The following is a 24,118-nucleotide window of genomic DNA, read 5'->3' on the forward strand; positions in this document are numbered from 1 at the left end:
CTGCCAAGGATTGGCAGGTTGGGCCCTTTGCAGCCCGAAAAACCGGCATATATCAGGGCCGGCTTGGCCCGATCGCGCGAATTCGGAACCGGCCACATTTCAGCCCAGCTTGCATTGCTCGTTGACTGTGCTTTCTGGGCCACCTCACACCGCGGATCGCCGAATCGTTTCGCTGTCTCGCCACGCCGTTTCGGAAAGAAGCCTCATGCCTACAATCGCTTTGGTCGACGACGACCGCAACATTCTGACTTCGGTCTCGATCGCGCTGGAAGCCGAAGGCTACCGGATCATGACCTATACCGACGGCGCCTCGGCGCTCGACGGCTTCCGGACCACGCCGCCCGACCTTGCCATCCTCGACATCAAGATGCCGCGGATGGATGGCATGGAAACGCTGCGCCGGCTGCGGCAGAAGTCCGACCTGCCGGTGATCTTCCTCACCTCCAAGGACGAGGAGATCGACGAGCTGTTCGGCCTGAAGATGGGCGCCGACGATTTCATCCGGAAGCCGTTCTCGCAGCGGCTGCTGGTGGAGCGCGTCAAGGCCGTGCTGCGGCGCTCGGCGCCGAAGGACCCGGCGGCGGCTCCGAAGGAGAACGACGCCAAGGCGCTCGACCGCGGCCCGCTGCGGATGGACCCGGAGCGCCATACCTGCACCTGGAAGAACGAGCCGGTGACGCTGACGGTCACCGAATTCCTGATCCTGCAGGCCCTGGCGACCCGACCCGGCGTGGTGAAGAGCCGCAATGCCTTGATGGACGCGGCCTATGACGACCAGGTCTATGTCGACGACCGAACCATCGACAGCCACATCAAGCGGCTGCGCAAGAAGTTCAAGGCGGTCGACGACGAGTTCGAGATGATCGAGACGCTGTACGGCGTCGGCTATCGTTTCAAGGAAATCTGATCGGGCGGCATGTCGCCGGCGCTGCGGCTGACGATGTCGCTGCATTGCGCTACAATCCGCGACGCGCGCTTGGCGCGTGTCGGTAACCATCGGGCTGATGGCCATTGCTAGATCGCACCTCGCCTGATCCAGATGTCCGCGACACCGAGGACGACTCCTCGGTGCGCGACGAGACTCCGGTGCACGGCCGCCGTTGGCCGCGGCCGCTCGACTGGGTGCGCCGCACCGGTCAGTTCTTCTTCACGCTCAGCTTCTCGAGCCTGACGCGGCGGATTCTGTCGCTGAACCTCGCCGGCCTGCTCGCGCTGTCGACCAGCATTCTGTACCTGTCGCAATTCCGCGCCGGACTGATCGACGCCCGCGCCCAGAGCCTGCTGGTGCAGGCCGAAATCATCGCCGGCGCGATCGCCGCCTCGGCGACGGTCGAAACCAACACCATCACCATCGACCCCGACCGGCTGCTCGACCTCAAGCCCGGCGAGAGCTACGGCCCGCCGGACGAATATGCGGTGCTGGATTTCCCGATCAATCCGGAGCGCGTCGCGCCGGTGCTGCGGCGGCTGATCTCGCCGACCAAGACCCGCGCCCGGATCTACGATCGCGACGGCGTGCTGATCCTCGACAGCCGCAGCCTGTATGGCCGCGGCGACGTGATGCGGTTCGAGCTGCCGCCGCCGACCGCCGAGAAGCCCGGCATCGTCGAGCGTGCGATGATCGCGATCCGCACCTGGTTCAATCGCGGCGACCTGCCGCTATATCGCGAGCTCGGGCCGGAGAACGGCAACGGCTATCAGGAAGTCGCACAGTCGCTCAAAGGCCAGAAGAGCAGCATGGTGCGCATCAACGACCGCGGCGAAGTGATCGTCTCGGTGTCGGTGCCGGTGCAGCGCTTCCGCGCGATCTACGGCTCGCTGATGCTGTCGACCCAGGGCGACGACATCGACCAGATGGTCACCGCCGAGCGGCTCGCGATCCTCAAAGTGTTCGGCGTCGCCGCCGTGGTGATGTTCGTGCTGTCGGTGCTGCTGGCCTCGACCATCGCCGGCCCGGTGCGCCGTCTCGCCGATGCCGCCGAGCGGGTCCGCCGCCGCATCCGCGCCCGCGTCGAGATCCCGGATTTCACCAAGCGCCGCGACGAGATCGGGCATCTGTCCGGCGCGCTGCGCGACATGACGGACTCGCTCTACAACCGCATCGAGGCGATCGAGCGGTTCGCCGCCGACGTCAGCCACGAATTGAAGAACCCGCTGACGTCGCTGCGCTCGGCGGTGGAAACGCTGCCGCTGGCCAAGACCGACAACAGCCGGGCGCGGCTGCTCAGCGTGATCGAACACGATGTCAAACGGCTCGACCGGCTGATCTCGGACATCTCCGACGCCAGCCGCCTCGACGCCGAATTGCAGCGCCAGGACGCCGCGCAGGTCGACCTGCGCCGGCTGCTGACGACGCTGACGCTGGTCGCCAACGAGACCCGGCTCGGCCACAACGCGCTGGTCGAGGTGAAATTCGACGGCCCGGCGGCCGATCAGTTCTCGGTGCCCGGCCACGACTCCCGGCTCGGCCAGGTGATCTCCAACCTGCTGTCGAACGCGCAGTCGTTCTCGCGCGAAGGCGGCAAGGTCCGCATCCTGTGTCGCCGCCGCAAGACCGAGATCGAGATCATCGTCGAGGACGAGGGCCCCGGCATTCGCGACGACGCGTTCGAGAAGATCTTCGAGCGCTTCTACACCGACCGGCCGCACCAGGGCTTCGGCCAGAATTCGGGCCTCGGCCTGTCGATCTCCAAGCAGATCGTCGAAGCCCATGGCGGCAAGATCTGGGCTGAGAACCGGGTCGGCCCGCGCGGCGAGGACGGCGAGCCGACCATCGCCGGCGCCCGCTTCATCGTCCGGCTGCCGGCGACATGACCGAAGCTGCGCCGCGCACCGTCCATGCCTCCGCCGTGAAGGTCGGGGACCTGGCGGTGGTGATTCGCGGCCCGTCCGGCTCCGGCAAGTCACGGCTGGCCTGGGCGCTGATCCTCGCCGGCCGTGCCGGCCAGATCCCGCCGGTGGAACTTATTGGCGACGACCGTGTCTTCATGGAACCGGACCAGGGACGGGTGACGGTTCGGCAGGTGCCTGAGCTCGCCGGCATGATCGAAATCCGCGGTCTCGGCCTGCGGCGGACGGCTTCGGCCGCCTGCGCGGTCGCTGGTCTGGTGGTCGATCTGGACGCCGCGGATGCGTCGCGCATGCCGGAGGCGGCCTCGTTGCTGACCGAAATCGGCGGCGTCCAATTGCCGCGGGTTCCGGTCGGAGCCGGCTACGATCCACTACCCCTGGTAGTGGCGGCGCTGACAACAACCGACGCCGCGGAGGAGGACGCTTGATTGGAGGTTTGTTCGCAGCGATTTGGTAACTATATCAGCCACACAATCGTCACTGAACGGCCCCGCCGCAGCTCCTCAGCGCCTTGCCTTCGACGGAGAATCGCGAAGACCCCCTTGCATAGGGGCTCTGGATGGTCAAAGTGACCGGTTCGCGCGGTGCACCACAAGCACCCGCGAGGAGTTTCCGATGATTGGTCTGGTACTTGTGACCCACGGGCGCCTCGCCGACGAGTTCAAGGCAGCGCTGGAACACGTGATGGGGCCACAGCAACAAATCGAAGCCGTCACGATTGGCGCCGAGGACGACGCCGATCTGTGCCGCAGCGACATCATCGAGGCGGTCAACCGCGTCGACAGCGGCGAGGGCGTCGCGATCCTGACCGACATGTTCGGGGGCACGCCGTCCAACCTGGCGATTTCCTGCATGAGCCGGCCGAAAGTCGAAGTGCTTGCCGGCATTAATTTGCCCATGCTGGTGAAGCTCGCCAAAGTCCGCGAGGAACGCTCGCTGCCGGAGGCGATTGCGCTGGCCCAGGAGGCCGGGCGCAAATATGTCACCATCGCCAGTCGGGTATTGGCCGGTAAATGACGATCGACGCGCCTCAGCCCGGTTCCGGACCGGACCAAGCCTCCGGCGCTTCCGGCGATAAGATTTCCCGTGAGATCCCGGTCATCAACAAGCGCGGCCTGCATGCGCGGGCCTCGGCGAAGTTCGTGCAGATGGCCGAGCGCTTCAATGCCGAGGTCTGGGTCACCCGCAACGGCGAGACCGTCGGCGGTACCTCGATCATGGGCCTGATGATGCTGGCGGCGGGGATCGGCACCACCGTCACCGTCTCGGCCAGCGGCCCCGAAGCGCGCCAGGCGCTGGATGCGATCACCGAGCTGATGGGCTCGAAGTTCGGCGAAGAAGAATAGCGCCGCCGCCACGCCGGCTGGCCGAGCCGCCACGCCGGCGGCAACTCCCCGCTATTTCGCGGTCGCCCCCGACGGCAGCACCAGGAAGAACACGTCGCTGACCCGACCGCCCGGCTGTCCGAACAGCGGCCGGCTCAGCCACACCTTGCCGCGCAGGATCTGCGGCTGGCCGGCGATAATCTGCTCGGCGGTCGCGATACAGCCCTTGTCCTCGGCCGGGCACACCAGCACGGCGCCACGCGCCGCAGCCCGCTGCTTCAGCGCAGCGAGGTCGGCGGTTTCGAAGCCCAGCGTGTCGGTGCGGAGGTAGAACGCGGTATTCTCGGCCAGCACGGTTTCGCCGGCGACCAGCGGCACCGCCTCGTCGCTGTGCCGGCGCCATTCGCGGTCGACGTGGTCGGCGAGCAGCGAGGCGTATTCGAACGGTCCCGGCGGATCGCTGAGGTGGATCACCAGCGCCACCACCGGCGACAGCGCCAGCGAACCGAGCGACACCGCGGAGGCGACGATCAACCCGCGTCGCACCGCCTCGCGCCCGACCGCGATCAGCGGCGAGGCCAGCAGCACGACCGGCAGCAGCGTGTAGGCCGGCATCGCCCACAGCGGCACGATGCGGATGCCGGTGACGAGCGCCACCGGCATCGGCGCCACGATCAGCAGCAGCTGAATCAGCAGGATGGTGCGCCGCTCGGGCTCGGCGGGCCATGCGATGTCGGCGAGCGCCGCGCGGGACGGCCGCAGTACTACCGCGGAGGTGATCAGCGCGACCGCCGCATAGGCGACGGCGCCGGGCAGATAGGTCAGTGTGTCCCGCAGGTTATCGGCCAAATCCGCCGACTCGTGCGCGGCCGCATAGGCGAAGGTCGGAAAGCCGTGGGCGGCCAGCCACCAGACGTGCGGCCCCAGCACCAGGCCGCCGCACAGGATCATCAGCCACGGCGCCGGTGAGGCGAACAACCGGCCGCGCCGCGGATCGATCAGCGCCGCCAGCCCCAGCGCGACGACCAGCACGATCGACCAGTATTTGCCCAGCATCGAGGCGCCAGCAAACACCCCCGCCAGCGCCCCCCACAGCGCCGCACGACTCTCCAGCGCCCGCAAAAAGCAATGGATGGTGAGCGCCCACAGCGGCAGCAGCACCGCATTGGCGTTGTATTTCAGCGCGATGAAATTGAAGAACGGGATCAGCGTCAGCAGCGCCAAGCCGAACAGCGACTTCTCGGCGTCCATGTAGCGCCGCATCGTCCGCCAGGCGATGTACAGCGTCAGCGCGATATTGGCGGTCGCCAGCAGGTGGACCGACAGATCGGACGGCGGAACCAGCGTGAACCAGGCGCGCGCCACCCAGGCCGAGAACGGCGGGTGCTTGTCGGTGCCGAGCGCCAGATGCCGCGACCAGCCATACAGCTCGGTCTCGTCGGCGTGCAGGTCACGCGGCCAGGTGGCAATGATCCGGTACGCGGTCCACACCGCCATATAGGCGAGCAGCGTCCAGATAACGGTAAGCTCCTGCCGCTTGGGATCGAGCAGGGCATCGAGCCAGCGCGTCAGTGGAGCGAAGGGGCGGCGGGGGGTAGAGGGAGAGGACATCCGGGCCCTGGGCTTGAGGCGTAGCGCGGCGGACATCATCCGCTTCCGCCGGCCACGTCAAGCGCGGCAAAACTGGCGGTTTTTCGGGAGGTTGCGGCTTCCGTTCGCCTTGCCGGGCCTGAGTCGCGATGCTATCTGGCCGCCATGACAACCGCCCCCATCGATAATATCCGCAACTTCTCCATCGTCGCCCATATCGACCATGGCAAGTCGACGCTCGCCGACCGTCTGATCCAGATGACCGGCGCGCTCAGCGACCGCGAAATGGCCGGCAAGGAGCAGGTGCTGGACTCGATGGACATCGAGCGCGAGCGCGGCATCACCATCAAGGCGCAGACCGTGCGCCTGACCTACCGGGCACAGGACGGCAAGGACTACATCTTCAATCTGATGGACACGCCCGGCCACGTCGACTTCGCCTACGAAGTGTCGCGGTCGCTGGCGGCGTGCGAGGGTTCGCTGCTGGTGGTCGACGCCTCGCAGGGTGTCGAAGCTCAGACGCTGGCCAACGTCTATCACGCGCTCGACGCCAATCACGAAATCGTCCCGGTGCTCAACAAGGTCGACCTGCCGGCGGCCGAGCCCGAGAAGATCAAGCAGCAGATCGAGGACGTGATCGGCCTGGACGCCTCAGACGCGGTGATGATCTCGGCCAAGACCGGCCTCGGCATCCCCGACGTGCTGGAGGCGATCGTCAAGCGTCTGCCGCCGCCGAAGGGCGATCGCGACGCCACCCTGAAAGCGCTGCTGGTCGATAGCTGGTACGACGTCTATCTCGGCGTCGTGGTGCTGGTGCGCGTGGTCGATGGCGTGCTCAAGAAGGGCCAGCGGATCCGGATGATGGGCACCGGAGCCGCCTACGACGTCGAGCGCGTCGGCTACTTCACGCCCAAGATGGTCAATGTCGAAGAACTCGGCCCCGGCGAGGTCGGCTTCATCACCGCGGCCATCAAGGAGGTCGCCGACACCCGGGTCGGCGATACCATCACCGATGACAAGAAGCCGGTCACCGACATGCTGCCGGGCTTCAAGCCCGCCGTGCCGGTGGTGTTCTGCGGCCTGTTCCCGGTCGACGCCGACGATTTCGAAACGTTGCGCGCCGCGATGGGCAAGCTGCGACTGAACGACGCCAGCTTCTCGTTCGAGATGGAGACCTCGGCCGCGCTCGGCTTCGGCTTCCGCTGCGGCTTCCTTGGCCTGCTGCATCTGGAGATCATCCAGGAGCGGCTCAGCCGCGAATTCGACCTCGATCTGATCGCGACCGCGCCGAGCGTGATCTACAAGATGAAGCTCACCGACGGCACCGAGATGGAGATCCACAATCCGGTCGACATGCCGGACGTGGTCAAGATCGCCGAAATCCAGGAGCCGTGGATCGAGGCCACGATCCTGACACCGGACGAGTATCTCGGCTCCGTGCTGAAGCTGTGCCAGGACCGCCGCGGCAATCAGAAAGAGCTGACCTACGTCGGCGCCCGCGCGATGGTGAAGTACGACCTGCCGCTCAACGAAGTGGTGTTCGACTTCTACGACCGGCTCAAGAGCGTATCGAAGGGCTACGCCTCGTTCGACTATCACCTCACCGACTATAAGCCGGCCGACTTGGTGAAGATGCAGATCCTGGTCAATGCCGAGCCGGTCGACGCGCTGTCGATGCTGGTGCACCGCACCCGCGCCGAAGGCCGCGGCCGCGCCATGGTCGAGAAGATGAAAGAGCTGATCCCGCCGCACATGTTCCAGATCCCGATCCAGGCGGCGATCGGCGGCAAGGTGATCGCCCGCGAAACCGTCCGCGCCCTGCGCAAGGACGTCACCGCCAAGTGCTACGGCGGCGACATCACCCGAAAGCGCAAACTTCTGGAGAAGCAGAAGGAGGGCAAGAAGAAGATGCGGCAGTTCGGCAAGGTCGACATCCCGCAGGAAGCCTTCATCGCCGCGCTGAAGGTGGATAGTTGAGGGCCGTTACGTTTCGTCCTCGTCGTCCTCTGCCTCGGGCGCGGCCAATATTTCGGTTTCGCCCTCCGCCCATTTGAAGGCGGATTTGTTGCGTGCGTCGTACGCCTCGACGATCTTATCGATCGCTTGCTCGAAGGTCATTAGCGCAGAAGGACGTCCGGTTCGTGGCGGCGCGTCCATCACGTCGAAGAACCCGGTTGTTCCGAAGCAGGGTGAGCCTGCATCGTAAAGACCGACAAGAATCCGCTCGAACAGCGTCGCGTCGTCGACCGGTTTTTCGCGCCCCGCCCGGTAGCGAAAGATTTGGACGGCTTGGCCGAAACTGGACGGCGCACTTCCTCCGTCGTCGCAAGAGTCGAGCGGAATGAACACCACCGCGCACAGCACCGCATACGGCTGTCGCTCGTGGTAGTCCGCGGCTTCGGCTCGGAGCTCGTTATCGACTCGTGTGTAGTTCTTCGTATAGCGCTTCGTCTTGGCGTCACGGAAATTGATGGTCTTGATCGATACGCCGAGGCCGAGCCCCAATTCCACGGTGGAATAGTTCACGTCCAGCTTCTTCAAACCCTTGCCGGTTCGCGCCTTCGACTCTTGGCCGAATCCATCGGCGTCGGGCAAAATGCCGTCGAAAGACTTTCGAAGCGCGTCGGCGAAGCGCTGCGACAACGCACGCGAGAGTCCCTCGGCGTAGTTTTTCTTGTCGGTCGCCGATCCTTTCTCGACGACGCTCCGGTCGCCGGCCCAATCGAGCTCGCGCTGGATCGAATTCTCCAAAAGGTTCGCCTGACCGGTCGCGAATTTTCTCGCAATCTTCTTGGTCTTTGCCATGGAGTTATCGCAACCTTTGCAGCCGGCGGCGTACATTGGAGGGATTGCGTGTTTCGCACTCCCAGATCGTCAAAACCTTGAACCCCATCGCGCGCAGCAATCGCGCTTTGATTTTGTCTCGGTTCACATTAGCCGCGAACTTGGCGAGCCAGAAATCCCGATTTCGGGTCGGCGTCGTGGTGCGACGACACCCTTCGTGACGATGCCAGAAGCACCCATGGACGAATATCGCCCATTGGTTGGTCTTGTTGGCGAAATCAGGCGACCCAGGCAACGATTTGACGTTGCGGCGAAAACGCAAACCGGATTGACGGAGGATCGCAGCCACCTCGTCTTCGCCCTTGGTACCTGTCTGACGGACGCGCCGCATCAATGCGGAGCGTGCCGGGTCCGTAGGCCTTTGACAGCCGGGAGACGTCATTCCGCCGCGACGAGCAAACGACTCGGTTCGACGAATGAGTCGATTGCTCGTATATGCTCAAGATGCGCGCGAACCTTGTCCTTGAAGCCGGGCACGAACCGCAGACTGCTCTTTTCGATCCGCGACAGAAAGCCCGCCGTCGCGCGTGCCGACAGCAGATTTGGTTGATGACGCAGGAAATCTTGCAGGCTTTCCCGCTTGGCCCATTTCGGAAACTCGGAAATCATCACCTCGCGCCGAACCTCGCCGTCAGATCGGGCAGCCTTCGGCCAATTTCCCTTCACGACAACAGCGCCATCGCGCGCTGGATCGAATCGACCAGGTTTGACCAGACGCTTGCCGATCCAAGCAGCTACCGGAGTGCTCACGGCGTTACCGACCAATGACCACCGGAAAGACGCTCGCGTAACTTGCGCCGCCGGCTTCGTCCAGTCCGCGGGCAAGCCCTGGAGCCGCTCTGCATCACGAATATCAGGCGTGACGATCTCGCCGTTGGTCAGCAGGATCGCCGGCGGCGACGGGATACCGATGGTTGATCCGTTTTTGAGGGTCGGCACGCAGTCCGGCCCCCATCCCAAGCCGCGCGTTCCCTCGGTCCAATAGAACCCGTGGGCGTGGCTCTGCAGATTGGTCTGCAGCTCCGCTGGCTCCGCGTCATCGACCAAAAGGACATCGGCAGGGTCCCCTTCTAGGCTCGCCAGGAAGAACACGCGTGCGCGGCGATGCGGCAAGAAGCTGAGCGAATTCACCACGCGATAGGCCCAGCGATAGCCACGCTGTTCAAATTCGGTGACCAGGCGGGTCATGGCGCTGCCCGCGTCGAGGCGCAACATGAAGGAGACATTTTCCAGCAGAACCCATTTCGGCCGGCTGCGGTCGATCAGCCGGAAGACGTGACTGACCAAGCCCGACTTCCGTCCCTTGATTCCGGCCGTCTTTCCAGCTTGGCTAAGATCCTGGCAAGGAAAGCCCGCGGTCATAAGGTCAACACCAGCGGGCAGTGACTTCAAACCTGCAACGTCGCCGACGTTGGGCACACCACCGAAACGCCCTTCGAGCACGGCGCCCGCGGGCTCCCAAATTTCAGAGAATACGAGCGTGTCGTGCCCCGCTCGATGCAAACCGAGCTCAAGGCCTCCGACGCCGGCGAAAAGTCCCGCAACTTTCATGATCCCCTCTCGACCAATGTTCCCGAATCGTTCGCGTTTTGCAAGCCGCTTTGGCTGGCTTCCGACCGATCGACGATTCGAAGAGAACAACGTCTTCGGGCCGAAGGTGATGTAAGCGCGGAGCGCCCTTCCAGACGGCGAGCATCCGCGCAGGCTCAAGGACAGCGATCCGAAGGGCTGCTAAGTGACGGCGATTCGAGGCGCTGCGAGGTGGGTGGGATGGCGAAGCTGAGTAAGTTTCTGGTTTCTGGCGCTTATGCGCTGCTTATCACCACAACCTCCGCCCTCGCCGACCCCATCGCACCGGCCGGCAAAGCGATCGGCAAGGACGCGGGCGGTCATACCATCTACCAAGTCGACGCCAACGGCATCTCGATCGGCTACAAGCTGATCGGCCAGGGCGCGCCGATGGTGATGATCATGGGGCTCGGCGGCACCGCCGAGAACTGGCCGCCCCAGGTGGTCGAGGCACTGTCGAAGACCCATCAGCTGATCCTGATGGACAATCGTGGCATGGGTCACACGACCGCGAACGACACCACCTTCAGCTATCCGTTGTTCGCCGCCGACGTGATAGGCCTGCTCGACGCGCTCGGCGTCAAGCGCAGCGATGTGCTCGGCTATTCGATGGGCAGCACGATTACCCAGCAATTGCTGCTGCAGTATCCAGACCGGTTCAACAAGGCGCTGATCCACGCCACCTCGACCGACGGCAGCAACGTCGCCAAGGCGCTGCACGGAAGGGTGCCGGCCGACCCGATCGTGGCCCGGCAGGTCGAGGCGACCACCCATTGGAAGACCCCGCTGGATAAGCTGCCGTCGATCGACAATCAGGTGATGCTGCTGGTCGGCACCGCCGACAACGTGGTGGGCACCGACAGCTCGAAGACGATCGCCGCCGCGATTCCCGGAGCGTGGTTGGTCCAGTTCAAGGGCGCAACGCACCATCTGATGTACGAGACTCCAGAAGGCTTCTCAGCCGCCGCGCTGACGTTCTTCGAAACCAACGAGACCGTGACGCCGAAGATCGAGCCGAACGCCTCCGTCGCTCCGCCACCCGCGCAGCCATGAGAGAGGTTGACGCGGGCGACGTCGTTCTCCGCCTCGCCCGCTGATGGTCCAATCTCGGTCCACCAGACCTCACGGCCCCAAGCCTTCCCGCCCCGACAGATTGTCGCATCCGTCTTTCGGCGGGGGGTGTTTTGCGTCAGATCACGCTTGGAGGGGCGAAAGCCTCCCATGATGGCGCAATCGCCCCGGTGGTTCGGTCCGGTGGCCGGCTGGGCGGCCGGTCCGGACAGGCAGCCGGAGGCGCGACCTGACGAGATGCCCTGACCCCGACGCAATGACCGCCACCATTTCCCACACCCGCGCCCGGCCGCTCGGCGCCGCCGAGATCGAGCACGCCACGCGGATCGCCGAGCCCGATTTCGACCTGCTCGACGCGCTGTACCGCACCGACGATCCCGACGATCAGGCGCGCCTGCTGGCGCGCGTGGTGCTGTCGGCGTTCGACAACTACTACTCGGTATCGCGGCGGATTCCGGCGCTGGCGCAGGCGGCGTTCGAGGCGCGCGATTGGCCGGTGACGGTGCGGCTGTCGAAGATCCGGATCGGGCTGTACACCGCCTGCATCGACCAGCTGGTGCCGCTGTTGAAAGCCGGGCTGCCGGAGCTGACGACCGACGAGCAGCTGTGGCCGACCGCCGAGGCCGAACTGCTCGCCGCGATCGAGGGCCGCTATGAGGCGGACTTCGCCTTCGCGTTCTGGCAGTCGCTCCGCCGCAAGCTGGTGAGCGACGAATGGCGGCCGGTGTCCTATGACGCCGGCGCCACCGCACGGCGCACCACTTCGCCCGCCGCGGTGCTGAAGACGACCACCACTACGTTGCCGATCACCGCCGAAGTGATCGCCGGGATTCTCGGCGACGCCGGCTTCCGCGTGCCATGGCGCGATCGCGGCGGTGACGCCGCACTTGCCGCGCAGGCAATCGAGACGGCGCTGGAGCCGCTCAGCCCGCGTCCCGGCGAGCCGGTCAAAATCGAGATCGCCGACTCCGGCTTCTTCCGCAATCGCGGCGCCTGCCTAGTTGGCCGGATCAAACTGCGCGACCGCGGCGACATGCCGATGCGCAACCTGCCGCTGCTGATCGCTCTGCTCAACGAGAAGGACGGGCTGGTCGTCGATGCGGTGCTGACCGACAGCGACGAGCTGCAATATGCGTTCTCGTCGACGCTGGCGAACTATCACGCCACCAACCCGCGCTATCACGAGCTTGCCCGGCTGCTCCATGAGCTGATGCCGAAGCGGCCGCTCGGCACGCAATATTCGTGCATCGGCTTCCATCACCTCGGCAAGGTCGCGGTGATGACCGAGATCCTGGCCGAACATCGCAAGACCAAGGAAAAGCTCGCCACCGCACCGGGCTTCAAGGGCACGGTGGCGATCGCCTTCACGATGCCGTCGTCGGCCTATGTGCTGAAGATCATCCGCGACCATCCGACCGACGACTATAAATTCGATTACTTCGACGGCCTCGACGAGGTGCTGCGCAAATACAATCTCGTGCATGAGATCGACCGCGCCGGATCGATGCTCGACAACATCATCTACTCCAACGTCAAGCTCGACCGCACGATGTTCGCACCCGAGCTGCTCGACGAGCTGCTGGAGGCCGGAATCGGCACGGTGACGCTCGATCGCGGCGCGCTGGTGTTCCGGCACCTGATCGTGCAGATCAAACTGACGCCGCTGCCGCTGTATCTCGCCAACGCATCCGCAGCCGAATCCCGCGCCGCGGTGATCAATCTCGGCGACTGCATCAAGAACAACGCCGCGGCCGATATCTTCAACAAGGATCTCGACGGTCGCAATTACGGCGTCAGCCGCATCCGCAAAGTCTATCTGTTCGACTACGACGCGGTGGAGCCGCTGACCTCGGTCACCGTGAGCCGTGACGGTGCGGCGCCGGGTGAATTCGACAATGGCATGGTGTTCAGGCCGCAGGAGATGCTGGAGGGGCTGCGGATCGATGACCCCGGCCTGCGACGGGCCTTCCGCGACGCCCATCCGGAGCTGATGCAGGCTGATTATTGGGAAGGCATGCAGCAGGCGCTTCGCGACGGCAAGGTGCCGAAGGTGATGAATTATCCGGCGTCGCGGCGGCTGCGGCGGTAAGCGCGCGCGCCGCAGCCGTCCCGGCCCTTGCCGAACATCGGCGCGGTCTCTACCTGTTCGAGGCTGTTTTTCCGGGACGAGGACGCCGCCATGCTCGACGCCGCCATCAAGGCGCTGACCCAGATTTTGTCGCCGCCGATGCGCTCGATCCTGTGGCGCTCGGTCGGCTTCGCGCTGGCGTTGATCGCGGTCGCGGCGGTCGGATTGCAGCGGCTGCTGAGCTGGCTGGCAAGCTCGAGCGAGATCTGGGCCGAAGCCACGCTGGGTGGCTTCCACACCCCGCTGAACATCTTGTCGTGGATCGTTTCGATCGCGGCGGGGCTCGGCATCGTTGTCGGCGCGGTGTTCCTGATGCCGGCGGTGACCTCACTGGTGGCCGGCATTTTCGTCGACGAGGCCGCCGAGCACGTCGAGCGCGAATACTATCCGCACGAAGCGCCGGGCGTCGCGCTGCCGATCGGGCTCGCCACCTGGGAAACGGTGAAGACCGCGCTGCTGACCATCCTGGTGTATCTGGTGGCGCTGCCGTTCCTGTTCGTCGCCGGCGCCGGCGCGATCGTGTTCTTCGTCGCCACCGCCTGGCTGCTCGGCCGTGAATATTTCGAGCTCGCCGCAATGCGTTTCCGCCCAGCGCCTGAAGCCAAGGCGATGCGGCGCGACAACGCCACCACGGTGTTCATCGGCGGCCTGATCATCGCCGCCTTCGTGTCGATCCCGATCGTCAACCTGGCGACGCCGTTGTTCGGCATGGCCTTCATGGTGCATCTGCACAAGCGGCTGTCGGGATCGCGGCCCGAAGTTCTGGCGCCGGACCGGCGCAGCATGCTGCAGTAAGAGGAGCCGCGCGGAACGTTAGTCGGTGCGCGCCACGCCGCGAAGCTTGCGGCGAACCGCGGACGACAACTCCTGCACGGCCCCACCGACGATCATCATCAGGAAATTGGCAAGGTGAGACATCTTCATCGCTGAGCACTCCTGGCGGGCATGGGCACCGCTTCGAACTTGAACCTGGAGGATCTTGCGATCGTTCCAAGTTGCGATGAAGTATCAGGTGGTTTGCGTCGGCCGGATGCACAAAAGAGATCGCCGCTTGATATAATCGATGATGTGTCGGTCGGAGCTGACACTCAGCGTCAAGCTAACACGACGCAGAGAGATGATGAGCTGTGCCTGGTGTCGGGCTAACTTGACGAAGCGATGTCAACCTCGCGCAGGGTTCACTCCGAGCTGTTAGTTGCATTCCCATCGACACTCTCTGTTTTTCCGCACTAATTACCATTCTGCAATTGTGAGGCGCAAAATCGATTCGCTGCAGGAACTCTGCGGCGGGACTGCGTTTGTCCGTGTGCGCCAGTTTGCTTCCGGCGCCATGGAGGCGATCAGCTTTGGTCCTTCATCCCGCGCGCGACACTCTGCAGACCTCGTCGCCGAGGCCCTCACGACGGCATCATCCAAAGCCTGATTGGCAGCGTGACGGCGGCGATTGGCCTCACCGCGACCGCAGCCGCTTCGTCGAAGCCGCCGGGCTGCGTTGGCACGTGCAGCAGATGGGGCGCGGGCCGACGTTGCTACTGCTCCACGGCACCGGCGCGGCGACGCATTCATGGCGCGATCTGGCACCGCTCCTCGCCGCGCACTTCACGGTGATCGCACCGGACCTTCCGGGTCATGGCTTCACCGAGACGCCGGAGCGCGGACGGATGTCGCTTGATGCGATGGCCGCGGACATTGCCGCACTTCTAGGCGCGCTGGGGCAACGTCCGGCGCTGGTGGCTGGACATTCGGCCGGCGTCGCGGTGCTGGCGCGGATGTGCCTCGCCGGTCTGATTGTGCCGTCCGGGCTCGTCAGCCTCAACGGCGCGCTGCTGCCGATCGGTGGACGCACCGGGCGCTGGATGTTGCCGCTCGCCAGAGTGCTGGCGGGCAGCGCGATGGTGCCGCGGCTGGTGGCGCGGTTCGCGCGCACGAAGGGCATGGTGGAGCGGATGATCGGCGACACCGGCTCGTCGCTTGAGCCGGACGGCATCGAGCTGTATCGCGGACTGGTGTGCAGCCCGGGTCACGTTGCGGCGGCACTGACCATGATGGCGAGCTGGCGGTTGGAGCGCCTCGCCGCGGAGCTGCCGCAGCTGACGCCGCGCCTGTTGCTGGTCGCCGGCAACAACGACAAGACGATCGCGTCGACGGATGCCGAGCGGGTGCAAGCGATGGTCCCCGGCGCCCGCAGCGTGATCATGCCGGGCCTCGGCCACCTCGCGCACGAAGAACGTCCGCAGGACGTGGCCGGCCTGATGGTGGAATTCGCCCGCGAGCTCGGCGCGCTGCCGTCGGCGCTCGCCGCGGCGGAATGACGCTGGCGGCCGCACCGGCCGCAGCGTCGCCAAACTGACGCAGTCCTGCGCTCAGAGTCGGTCCCGACGATTTCAAGCCCCATGCCCAACGCTGCGGTGACGCTGCGGCGTTGCCGAAGGAGATGTCGATGCCGCTGTCGCCCCGGTCCGCCGTGACCGCCTCAATGTTGATCGCAGCGCTGGCGCTGCCGCAGCTGCATTCGAACGCCATCGCCCAAGAGGCGCGGCCCGCAGCACCGCACGCCGATCGGGCGAAATCAGCTGCGGAGCAGACCGACACGGTCGCAAGCAAAGCCGAGGCGTCGCCGGCCCGCGCCGAACTCAACAGCCTGCCGCCGGACGTCACCACCAAGCACAGTATTGCGTTGCCGGGGCGCACTCTGGCGTTCACCGCCACCGCCGGCTCGATCCGGCTGTACAACGGCAAGGGAGAGCCGCAGGCCGATATCGCCGTCACCACCTACAAGCTCGACGGCGCCGACCCGCGCAACCGGCCGGTGACGTTCCTGTTCAACGGCGGCCCCGGCGCATCCTCGGCTTGGCTGCAGCTCGGCGCCGCCGGACCGTGGCGGCTGCCGATCGGCAGCAGCGTGGTGGCGTCATCGCCGCCGGTGCTGCAGGCCAATGCGGAGACCTGGCTCGACTTCACCGATCTGGTGTTCATCGATCCGGTCGGCACCGGCTATAGCCGTTTCGTCGCTAGCGGCGACGAGGTGCGCAAGCATTTCTATGCGGTCGAGGGCGATATCTCGGCGATGGCGGTGGTGATCCGGCGTTGGCTGGAGAAGAACGACCGGCTCGCTTCGCCGAAGTATCTGGCCGGCGAAAGCTACGGCGGCATTCGCGGACCGAAGGTGGTGGACAATCTGCAGACTAAGCAGGGCGTCGGCGTCAACGGTCTGATCCTGGTATCGCCGGTGCTCGACTTCCGCGACCTATCCGGCTCCAGCCTGCTGCAATATGCGGCGCGGCTGCCGTCGATGACCGCGGTGGCGCGGCAGCAGAAAGGCAAGGTGACCCGCGCCGACCTCGCCGATGTCGAGAGCTACGCGCGCAGCGAATTCCTTACTGACCTGGTCAAAGGCGAAGCCGACAAGGAAGCGACCACGCGGCTCGCCGACCGCGTTTCTGCACTGACGGGAATCGACAAGACGGTGAGCCGGCGATTGGCCGGACGGTTCGACACGCGCGAATTCCAGCGTGAGTTCGACCGCGATCGCGGCCGGGTCACCGGACGGTTCGACGGGGCCAAACTCGGGCTCGATCCGTTCCCGGATTCCAGCGGCTCGCATTTCGGCGATCCGTCGGCAGATTCGCTGATCGCACCGCTCACCAGCGCGGCCGTGCAGCTGACCCGCTCGACGCTTAACTGGAAGCCGGACGGCTCGTACGAACTGCTGAATGGCTCGGTCGCCGAACAATGGGATTTCGGCCGCGGCCGGCAGCCGCTGGAATCGACTACCCAGCTCCGCGAGATCCTCAGCGTCGACCCGAGCCTGCAGGTGCTGGTGACCGGTGGCCTGTTCGATCTCGCCGCGCCGTATTTCGGCACCCAAATGGTGCTCGATCAGTTGCCGCCGACGCTGGCCGAGAAGCGCGTCAAGTTCGTCGTCTATCCCGGCGGCCACATGTTCTACGCCGACGACGCCGCACGGCAATCGCTGCACGACGAAGTGAAAGCGATGATGAAGTAGTTTGACGTCGGCCTCCTCGTCATTGCGAGGAGCAAAGCGACGAAGCAATCCAGGTCCCGCGCCGCGGGCTCTGGATTGCTTCGCTTCGCTCGCAATGACGGACGGGCTTCGGACGCAGGACAACCCGAACTAACTCACCGTCTTCTCGGGCCAGCGGCACAGATCGTTGATCAGGCAGACCTCGCAGCGCGGCTTGCGGGCGAGGCAGGTGTAGCGGCCGTGCAGGATCAGCCAATGATGGGCGTGCTGCATGAATTCGGCCGGGATCACCCGCTCCAGTTCAAGCTCCACCGCAAGCGGCGTTTCGCCTGGCGCCATGCCGGTGCGATTGCCAACCCGGAACACATGGGTATCGACCGCCATCGTCGGCTGACCGAACGCCATGTTCAGCACCACGTTGGCGGTCTTGCGGCCGGCGCCGGGCAGCGTCTCCAGCTCCTCGCGCGTATTCGGCACCTCACCGCCAAAGTCGGTGATCAGCTTTTGCGACAGCGCAATCACGTTCTTCGCCTTGGTGCGAAAAAGCCCAATGGTCTTGATGTACTCGCGCAACCGCTCCTCACCGAGCGCCAGCATCTTCTGCGGCGTGTCGGCGACCGCGAATAGCGGCCGCGTCGCCTTGTTGACGCCGGCGTCGGTCGCCTGCGCCGAGAGGACGACCGCGACCAGCAGCGTGAACGGATTGAGATGCTCAAGTTCGCCCTTCGGCTCCGGGTTGGCCTTTGCAAAGCGGCTGAACGCCTCGTGCACTTCGGCTGCACTCCAGCGCACCGGAGACTTGCCGCGGCGAGACATCGCAGGCTTGGCTGACGCCGATTTCGGCTTTGCGGTTGCGATGCGCTTGGCGGGTTTGGCAGGGGGCGTCGCAGGCGGCTTGGCAGCGGGCTTGGCGGGGCGGCGGGTGGTTTTCGGCATGGGTGAGGTATAATATTCCGCTATGGCGACAGAACCCGATCTTGGTCCGGATTCGAGAGAGCCGAAACTGTTTTCGGCGCAGCTGAAGCCGCATCGCGCCTTGAGTCACAACGGATTTCTGATTTTGATTGGGCTGGTCGGCACCGCCAGCTTCGCCGCCGGGCTGGCGTTCTGGTTGATGGGCGCTTGGCCGGTGTTCGGCTTCTTCGGGCTGGATGTGCTGGCGCTCGCTTTCGCCTTCAAGGTGAGCTTCGCGCGCGCCCGGGCTAGCGAGGAAATCTCGATGACCTGCAGCGAATTGCGGGTCCGCCGCACCTCGGCGCGCGGCGAAGTCGCCGAATGGGTGCTGAACCCGCTTTGGGTGCGGCTGGAAAAAATCGTCCACCACGAGGCCGGCGTCGAGCGGCTGTATCTGGTCTCGTCCGGCCGGCGGCTGGCGATCGCCAGCTTCCTTGGCGCGGAGGAAAAAGCGAACTTCGCCAAAGCGTTGATGGCCGCGCTCGACGCCGCCCGGCGTGGTCCGCTGTACCCGGCCTGAGACCAGGAAATCGGGTGGCGGCGCGCGCCGCGGCGGGTAACATCGGCGGTATGATGAACCTCGCCCTTGCCGACCACCAGCTGATCAAACCCGGTGCCCGCAATTCCGCGCTGGCCGATTACGACTGCGTGCGGCGCGCCATCGCCTTCATCTCGCAGAAATGGAAGGCGCAGCCCACCATCGAGGCGATCGCCGAGGCCGCCGGGCTGACGCCCGACGAGCTGCACCATCTGTTCCGGCGTTGGGCCGGGCTGACGCCGAAGGCATTCATGCAGGCGCTGACGCTCGACCATGCCAAGTCGCTGCTGCGCGATTCTGCCAGCGTCCTCGACGCCGCCTTGGCGTCCGGTCTGTCTGGCCCCGGCCGGCTGCACGATCTGTTTGTGACCCACGAGGCGATGTCGCCGGGCGAATGGAAGAGCGGCGGCGCCGGGCTCAGCCTGCGCTACGGATTCCATCCGTCGCCGTTCGGCACGGCGGTGATCATCGCGTCGGATCGCGGCCTTGCCGGTCTTGCCTTCGCCGATCCCGGCGAGGAGCAGGCGGCGCTGCTCGATCTGCAACAGCGCTGGCCGCGCGCGCTCAGCGTGCCGGACCAGGAGGCGACCGCGCCGCTGGCGGAGCGGATCTTCGATCCAGCACAGTGGCGCGCCGAGCAGCCGCTGCGGGTGGTGCTGATCGGCACAGACTTCGAGGTGCGGGTGTGGGAAACGCTGCTGAAGATCCCGCTCGGCAAGGCGGTTTGCTACTCGGACATTGCCGCCAAGATCAGCCTGCCGAAAGCCTCGCGCGCGGTCGGCGCGGCGGTCGGCAAGAACCCGATCTCGTTCGTGGTGCCTTGCCATCGCGCGCTCGGCAAAGGCGGCGCGCTCACCGGCTATCACTGGGGCCTGACCCGCAAGCAGGCGATGATCGGCTGGGAAGCCGGGCAACTCAAGGCCGATTGAGCTGCAGGCCTAACCCGATTGACGGGGGCGGGTCGCGACCATAGGTGTGAGGGGCGCTGAGGCGCCCCCCACATCCAGGAAAGTTGTTGCCATGCAGTCCCGCCGCCCCGTGATGCTTGTGATTCTCGATGGCTGGGGGTGGCGCGAGGACCCGGCGGACAACGCCGTGCTGCAGGCCAAGACGCCGACCTTCGACGCGCTCTGGACCAACGGCCCGCATGCGTTTCTGCGCACCTCCGGCAAATCGGTCGGACTGCCGAACGGCCAGATGGGCAATTCCGAGGTCGGCCATCTCAACATCGGTGCCGGCCGCGTGGTGATGCAGGATCTGCCGCGGATCAGCGACGCCATCGCCAGCGGCGAGATCGAGCGGGCGCCGGGTCTGGTGAGGTTCATCGAAAAATTGCGCGCCAGCGGCGGCACCTGTCATCTGATGGGCCTGGTGTCGCCCGGCGGCGTACACTCGCACCAGGACCACGCCTGCGCGCTGGCCCGGATCCTGACCAAGGCCGGCGTGCCGACGGTGCTCCATGCCTTCACCGACGGCCGCGATACGCCGCCGAAGTCCGCGGTCGACGACATCGCCCGGCTGCGCGCCGATCTGCCGCCGAATGTGCCGATCGCCACCGTCAGCGGCCGCTATTACGCGATGGACCGCGACAACCGCTGGGAGCGCGTGTCGAAGGCCTATGGAGTGATCGCCGATGCTGACGGGCCGCGGTTTGCAGACGCGGGTGCGGTGATCGCCGACGGCTATGCGGCCGGGGTGAACGACGAGTTCATCGTGCCGGCCGTCGTCGGCGATTATCAGGGCATGCGCGACGGCGACGGCGTGCTGTGCTTCAACTTCCGCGCCGACCGGGTGCGCGAGATCCTCGCCGCCTTTCTCGACCCTGCGTTCGCCGGCTTCCCGCGCAAGCAGGTGAAGAAGATTGCGGCCGCCGTCGGCATGACGCAGTACTCGACCGCGCTCGATGCGCTGATGGGCACGATCTTCCCGCCGCAAAGCCTGGTGAACGGCCTCGGCCAGGTCGTCGCCGACGCCGGCCTGCATCAGCTCCGGATGGCGGAGACCGAGAAATATCCGCACGTCACTTACTTCCTGAATGGCGGCGAGGAAGTGCCTTATCCGGGCGAAGATCGCATCATGGTGCCGTCGCCGAAGGTCGCGACCTACGATCTGCAGCCGGAAATGTCGGCGCCGGAGCTCGGCGACAAGGCCGTCGCGGCGATCGAGTCCGGCAAGTACGACCTGATCGTCCTCAACTTCGCCAATCCGGACATGGTCGGCCACACCGGCAGCCTGCCGGCGGCGATCAAGGCGGTCGAGACCGTCGACACCCAGCTCGGCCATATCGTCGCGGCGATCCGCAAGGCCGGCGGTGCGCTGCTGGTCACGGCCGACCACGGCAATTGCGAAATGATGCGCGATCCGGAAACCGGCGGCCCGCACACCGCGCACACCACCAATCCGGTCCCGGTGCTGCTGGTCGGCGACAACGGCCCGCTGAGCGACGGCCAGCTCTCCGACCTCGCCCCGACCCTGCTGAAGCTGATGGAATTGCCGCAGCCGGCGGAGATGACCGGCAAATCGCTGATCGGTTAGGATTGATCGAGCACTGAAGCGCTGCAAGGGCGGGCCGAACGGCCCGCCTCAGTCATAACGCTCAACGAATCGACGCGGACTTCAGATGTCGCCGAGGCCGAGCACATCGGCCATCGAATACAGGCCGGGCTTCTTGTCTTTGGCCCAGCGTGCCGCGGTCAGCGCACCATGGGCGAAGATCATGCGATCTTCAGCCTTGTGGGTGAGTTCGATCCGCTCCGAGGCGCCGGCGAAGATCACGGTGTGATCGCCGGTGACGGTGCCGCCCCGCAGCGACGCAAAGCCGATATCGCCGGGCTTGCGGGCGCCGGTGAGGCCGTCGCGGCCGCGTGCGGAGTGAGTAGCCAGGTCGATCTTGCGGCCGGCCGCCACCGCTTCGCCAAGCAGCAGCGCCGTGCCGGACGGCGCATCGACCTTGGCGCGGTGATGCATCTCGACGATCTCGATGTCGAAGCTGTCGTCGAGCGACTGCGCCACGCGCTTGGCGATCGCGGCCAGCAGATTGACGCCGAGACTCATATTGCCGGACTTCACCACCACGGCGCGGTTGGTGACGCTTTGGATCACCGCATTGTCGGAGGCCGACAGCCCAGTGGTGCCGATGATGTGGGCGATGCCGCGCTGCGCCGCGATCGCCACATTCGCGATGGTGGCCTGCGGCACGGTGAAATCGACGATGCCATCGGCATTCGCCGACAGCGACCACAGGTCGGCCGACAGCAGCACGCCGTTGGCGGACAGGCCGGCGAGGGTGCCGGCATCCTTGCCGAGCAGCTCGGAATTCGGCGACTCCAGAGCGCCCGTCAGCACCACACCCTCGGTCTCGCTAATGGCGCGGGTCAGCGCCCGGCCCATGCGGCCACCGGCTCCGGCAACGATCAGGCGCATATCGGACATCGGCTGAGCATCCTTGTTCAATGCCGCGGTATAACCGCCGGCCCCGCGTCCGGCAACTTACCGAAAGCTGGGGCGGTGGCGTTTCGTCTCGACGTCAGGACGGCTGCGGCCCGTCATAACCCTCGATGATCACCAGTTCGCCCTGTGAGAACGGCGACCGCGCCTTGATCAGCGCCTGATACTCCGGCGAGTGGTAGCAGGCGAGCGCGGTCTCGTAGTCCTTGAATTCGATCACCACGTTGCGCGATCGCGCCGGCCCTTCGTTAGCCTCGAAGCTGCCGCCGCGCACCAGAAACTTGGCGCCGTATTTTGCGAACACCGCGCCATTATGGGCCACATAATCACGCTTGTAGCTGTCGAGATCGTGCACGTCGATCCGCGCCACCCAATAGCCTTTGGGCATCTCAAAGCTCTCCCTTGTTGTTTGTTATAATCCGCGTGCGGCGGTGATCTCGGCGACGATCGCATCCGCAGCGGCCTTGGGATCTGGCGCGTCCAGCACCGGCCGGCCGACCACCAGATAGCTGGCGCCGGCAGCGATCGCCTTGGCAGGCGTCATGATCCGCTTCTGATCGCCGGCCGCGGCACCTGCGGGGCGAATGCCCGGCGTTACCAGATCCATCTCGGGACCGACGATGCCGCGCAGATGCGCGGCTTCTTCCGGTGAACAAACCAGGCCGTCGACGCCAATCGCCTGCGCCTGGCGGGCACGGGCTTCGACGAGATCTCGCACGCCGAACCGATAGCCGGCGTCCGCCAGATCGCGGTCGTCGTACGAGGTCAGCACGGTGACGGCGAGGATCTTCACCTTGGAGGAGCCGCGGGCTTCGACCGCCGCCTTCATGGTCTGCGGATAGGCATGGACGGTGAGGAAGGATGCGCCGAGATGGCTCAGACTTTCGACGCCGCGCGCAACGGTGTTGCCGATGTCGTGCAGCTTGAGGTCGACGAACACTTTCTTGCCGGCGCCGACCAGCGCGCGGGCCAGCGGCAATCCTCCGGCATAAGCGAGCTGATATCCGATCTTGTAGAAGCCGACGCTGTCGCCGAGCCGGTCGACCATCGCTTCCGCGACACGAATATCGGGCAGATCGAGCGCGACGATCAGCCGGTCGCGGTCGGGGGTGTCGGCTGGCGCCATGAGCTCGTTACCTCATCATCTGCTGGGCGAAATCGATCAGTTGCCTCACCATCGCCTGCAGGGCGGCGACGTCGGCCGGATGCTTGAGCCGGTCGTTGTCGTCATAAGCCTCGTGGGCGAACGACAGCGTGAGCTGATTGGGAATCACGGGCGCCCTGCAGCCGGACAGGATCAGCCGCAGCGCGGCGAGGCAGCGCGCACCACCGAGCTTGCCTTCGGAGGCTGCGGCGAGCGCAAAGGCGCGGTCGCGAAACACCTGCCCCTGGGTCTCATGCGGATCCTCGACCCGCGACACCCAGTCGATCGCGTTCTTGAGCAGCGGCGGCGGCGCCGAATTGTATTCTGGACTGACGATCAGCACGCCATGGTGCGCACCGATCATTCGCTTCAGGCCGACGGCGTTCTTCGGCACCCCGGATTTCGCCTCGAAGTCGGCGTCGTAGATCGGCAGCGGGTAGTCGGCGAGCGACAGCCAGGTGGTGTCGATATCGGCCCGGGCGAATTCATGCGCGGCAGCGGCCGCCAGCCGCACATTGTGCGAGCCGGTGCGCAGCGAACCGGGAATGATCAGGATCTTGACCGCGGACATGGCCCGGTATCCCCCAGCGCGCCGCCGCGATCAAGGGCGGGCGGGGTGATCGCGAACCAAGTGCTGTCAGCAAAGCAGAGAAGTCGGTGCTTGAACCGGCGG

Annotated in this window: 23 protein-coding genes; 14 read left to right on the forward strand and 9 right to left on the reverse strand. The window is 65.6% G+C overall.

Annotated features, from left to right (window positions below):
• Positions 1 to 205: 205 nt before the first annotated feature.
• From VRZ08_RS11260 to VRZ08_RS11280, 5 genes are all read left to right on the forward strand, one after another.
• Positions 206 to 907, forward strand: coding sequence for a response regulator transcription factor (locus VRZ08_RS11260; protein WP_011155926.1), 702 nt, complete (start codon positions 206 to 208; stop codon positions 905 to 907).
• Between the two features lie 104 nt (positions 908 to 1,011).
• Positions 1,012 to 2,814 carry a stimulus-sensing domain-containing protein gene (locus VRZ08_RS11265; RefSeq protein WP_414532587.1) on the forward strand — a complete coding sequence of 601 codons (1,803 nt, stop codon included), beginning with the start codon at positions 1,012 to 1,014 and terminating at the stop codon, positions 2,812 to 2,814.
• Complete coding sequence (locus tag VRZ08_RS11270; protein ID WP_414532588.1) at positions 2,811 to 3,278, forward strand: HPr kinase/phosphorylase; 468 nt, start codon at positions 2,811 to 2,813, stop codon at positions 3,276 to 3,278. The genes VRZ08_RS11265 and VRZ08_RS11270 overlap by 4 nt, the downstream gene beginning before the upstream one ends.
• A gap of 187 nt (positions 3,279 to 3,465) precedes the next feature.
• Positions 3,466 to 3,867, forward strand: a complete 402-nt coding sequence (locus VRZ08_RS11275; RefSeq protein WP_011155923.1) for a PTS sugar transporter subunit IIA — start codon at positions 3,466 to 3,468, stop codon at positions 3,865 to 3,867.
• Positions 3,864 to 4,196: an HPr family phosphocarrier protein gene (locus tag VRZ08_RS11280; RefSeq protein WP_012494088.1), complete on the forward strand. Its 333-nt coding sequence runs from the start codon at positions 3,864 to 3,866 to the stop codon at positions 4,194 to 4,196. The genes VRZ08_RS11275 and VRZ08_RS11280 overlap by 4 nt, the downstream gene beginning before the upstream one ends.
• A 51-nt stretch (positions 4,197 to 4,247) precedes the next feature.
• Here VRZ08_RS11280 and VRZ08_RS11285 read toward each other — a convergent pair whose 3' ends face one another.
• Complete coding sequence (locus VRZ08_RS11285) at positions 4,248 to 5,786, reverse strand: glycosyltransferase family 39 protein (protein WP_414532589.1); 1,539 nt, start codon at positions 5,784 to 5,786, stop codon at positions 4,248 to 4,250.
• Positions 5,787 to 5,930: 144 nt separating this feature from the next.
• On the opposite strand from VRZ08_RS11285, the gene lepA reads away from it, so the two are divergent.
• Positions 5,931 to 7,742 (forward strand): translation elongation factor 4, encoded by a 1,812-nt coding sequence (lepA, locus tag VRZ08_RS11290; protein ID WP_107342585.1) that lies wholly within the window; start codon positions 5,931 to 5,933, stop codon positions 7,740 to 7,742.
• Positions 7,743 to 7,748: 6 nt separating this feature from the next.
• On the opposite strand, the gene VRZ08_RS11295 is transcribed toward lepA, so the two are convergent.
• From VRZ08_RS11295 to VRZ08_RS11305, 3 genes are read right to left on the reverse strand one after another with little or no spacing between them, the layout of a single operon-like run.
• The gene (locus VRZ08_RS11295) at positions 7,749 to 8,570 is read right to left on the reverse strand and encodes a hypothetical protein (protein WP_414532590.1); all 822 of its coding nucleotides are present in this window, start codon (positions 8,568 to 8,570) and stop codon (positions 7,749 to 7,751) included.
• A gap of 4 nt (positions 8,571 to 8,574) precedes the next feature.
• Positions 8,575 to 8,991: a very short patch repair endonuclease gene (locus VRZ08_RS11300; protein ID WP_414532591.1), complete on the reverse strand. Its 417-nt coding sequence runs from the start codon at positions 8,989 to 8,991 to the stop codon at positions 8,575 to 8,577.
• On the reverse strand, positions 8,988 to 10,160 hold the full coding sequence (locus VRZ08_RS11305; protein WP_414532592.1) for a DNA cytosine methyltransferase: 1,173 nt from the start codon (positions 10,158 to 10,160) through the stop codon (positions 8,988 to 8,990). Before VRZ08_RS11305 ends, VRZ08_RS11300 begins: the two co-directional genes overlap by 4 nt.
• Before the next feature lie 219 nt (positions 10,161 to 10,379).
• Here VRZ08_RS11305 and VRZ08_RS11310 point away from each other — a divergent pair, with 219 nt between their 5' ends.
• The 5 genes from VRZ08_RS11310 to VRZ08_RS11330 all read left to right on the forward strand — a co-directional run bounded on the left by VRZ08_RS11310 (position 10,380) and on the right by VRZ08_RS11330 (position 17,383).
• On the forward strand, positions 10,380 to 11,231 hold the full coding sequence (locus VRZ08_RS11310; protein WP_414532593.1) for an alpha/beta fold hydrolase: 852 nt from the start codon (positions 10,380 to 10,382) through the stop codon (positions 11,229 to 11,231).
• Positions 11,232 to 11,505: 274 nt separating this feature from the next.
• A complete protein-coding gene (aceK, locus tag VRZ08_RS11315; RefSeq protein ID WP_414532594.1) occupies positions 11,506 to 13,338 on the forward strand; it encodes a bifunctional isocitrate dehydrogenase kinase/phosphatase in 1,833 nt (610 codons plus the stop codon).
• 90 nt (positions 13,339 to 13,428) lie between these two features.
• Positions 13,429 to 14,172 carry a sulfate transporter family protein gene (locus VRZ08_RS11320; protein WP_107353921.1) on the forward strand — a complete coding sequence of 248 codons (744 nt, stop codon included), beginning with the start codon at positions 13,429 to 13,431 and terminating at the stop codon, positions 14,170 to 14,172.
• Between the two features lie 551 nt (positions 14,173 to 14,723).
• Positions 14,724 to 15,689, forward strand: a complete 966-nt coding sequence (gene bchO, locus VRZ08_RS11325; RefSeq protein ID WP_414532595.1) for an alpha/beta fold hydrolase BchO — start codon at positions 14,724 to 14,726, stop codon at positions 15,687 to 15,689.
• 128 nt (positions 15,690 to 15,817) lie between these two features.
• Positions 15,818 to 17,383, forward strand: a complete 1,566-nt coding sequence (locus VRZ08_RS11330) for a S10 family peptidase (RefSeq protein WP_414532596.1) — start codon at positions 15,818 to 15,820, stop codon at positions 17,381 to 17,383.
• A gap of 129 nt (positions 17,384 to 17,512) precedes the next feature.
• Here the strand turns inward: VRZ08_RS11330 and nth are convergent, their stop codons facing one another.
• Positions 17,513 to 18,298 (reverse strand): endonuclease III, encoded by a 786-nt coding sequence (gene nth / locus VRZ08_RS11335; RefSeq protein ID WP_414532597.1) that lies wholly within the window; start codon positions 18,296 to 18,298, stop codon positions 17,513 to 17,515.
• A gap of 22 nt (positions 18,299 to 18,320) precedes the next feature.
• Here nth and VRZ08_RS11340 point away from each other — a divergent pair, with 22 nt between their 5' ends.
• The 3 genes from VRZ08_RS11340 (at position 18,321) to gpmI (ending at position 21,389) form a co-directional block, all read left to right on the forward strand.
• Complete coding sequence (locus VRZ08_RS11340) at positions 18,321 to 18,836, forward strand: DUF2244 domain-containing protein (RefSeq protein ID WP_263990260.1); 516 nt, start codon at positions 18,321 to 18,323, stop codon at positions 18,834 to 18,836.
• A 50-nt stretch (positions 18,837 to 18,886) separates the two neighbouring features.
• The gene (locus VRZ08_RS11345; protein WP_414532667.1) at positions 18,887 to 19,783 is read left to right on the forward strand and encodes a methylated-DNA--[protein]-cysteine S-methyltransferase; all 897 of its coding nucleotides are present in this window, start codon (positions 18,887 to 18,889) and stop codon (positions 19,781 to 19,783) included.
• Positions 19,784 to 19,874: 91 nt separating this feature from the next.
• The gene (gpmI, locus tag VRZ08_RS11350) at positions 19,875 to 21,389 is read left to right on the forward strand and encodes a 2,3-bisphosphoglycerate-independent phosphoglycerate mutase (RefSeq protein WP_414532598.1); all 1,515 of its coding nucleotides are present in this window, start codon (positions 19,875 to 19,877) and stop codon (positions 21,387 to 21,389) included.
• 81 nt (positions 21,390 to 21,470) lie between these two features.
• Here the strand turns inward: gpmI and dapB are convergent, their stop codons facing one another.
• The 4 genes from dapB to VRZ08_RS11370 form a co-directional block, all read right to left on the reverse strand.
• A complete protein-coding gene (gene dapB / locus VRZ08_RS11355; protein WP_107342575.1) occupies positions 21,471 to 22,286 on the reverse strand; it encodes a 4-hydroxy-tetrahydrodipicolinate reductase in 816 nt (271 codons plus the stop codon).
• Positions 22,287 to 22,380: 94 nt separating this feature from the next.
• Entirely contained in the window at positions 22,381 to 22,689 is a 309-nt protein-coding gene (locus tag VRZ08_RS11360) for a DUF1330 domain-containing protein (RefSeq protein WP_107353916.1), read from the reverse strand.
• A 24-nt stretch (positions 22,690 to 22,713) separates the two neighbouring features.
• Positions 22,714 to 23,427: an orotidine-5'-phosphate decarboxylase gene (gene pyrF, locus VRZ08_RS11365; protein ID WP_414532599.1), complete on the reverse strand. Its 714-nt coding sequence runs from the start codon at positions 23,425 to 23,427 to the stop codon at positions 22,714 to 22,716.
• Between the two features lie 7 nt (positions 23,428 to 23,434).
• Positions 23,435 to 24,016, reverse strand: coding sequence for an NADPH-dependent FMN reductase (locus tag VRZ08_RS11370; RefSeq protein ID WP_414532600.1), 582 nt, complete (start codon positions 24,014 to 24,016; stop codon positions 23,435 to 23,437).
• Positions 24,017 to 24,118 lie beyond the last annotated feature (102 nt).

It is taken from the genome of Rhodopseudomonas sp. G2_2311, assembly GCF_047501505.1.
GTDB classification, from domain to species: Bacteria; Pseudomonadota; Alphaproteobacteria; order Rhizobiales; family Xanthobacteraceae; genus Rhodopseudomonas; species Rhodopseudomonas palustris_H.